General features: G+C 58.0%; 1 protein-coding gene. It reads right to left on the bottom strand.

Annotated elements, in window-relative coordinates; genetic code table 11:
• Nucleotides 1-255, bottom strand: a 255-nt coding sequence (locus tag K5Q99_RS22315) for a VCBS domain-containing protein (RefSeq protein WP_220778179.1), incomplete at both ends; no start/stop codon positions are given.

Below are 255 nucleotides of genomic sequence, written 5' to 3'. Positions count from 1 at the left end.
CCGCCTGGCCGCTGTCGGCATCGGTAATGGTTAAGGTGCCGCTGTCAGTCAGAACTGGATCGGTGGCATCTTCAGTGACCGCGCCGACATCGTCGCCAGCAATCACAGGCACATCGTTGGTGCCGGTGATGGTGATGGTGACCGTGTGCTCAGTGCCGTCTTGGCTCAACACCACAAAGGTTTCGACCTTAGTTTCGCCTTCAGCCAGATATTGCACGTCGGCGTTATCGACGTTGTAAGTCCAGTTGCCCGCCG

Source organism: Shewanella hafniensis (assembly GCF_019655335.1).
In the GTDB taxonomy this organism is placed as follows: domain Bacteria; phylum Pseudomonadota; class Gammaproteobacteria; order Enterobacterales; family Shewanellaceae; genus Shewanella; species Shewanella hafniensis.
This window is presented reverse-complemented; position numbering and strand designations above follow the sequence as displayed.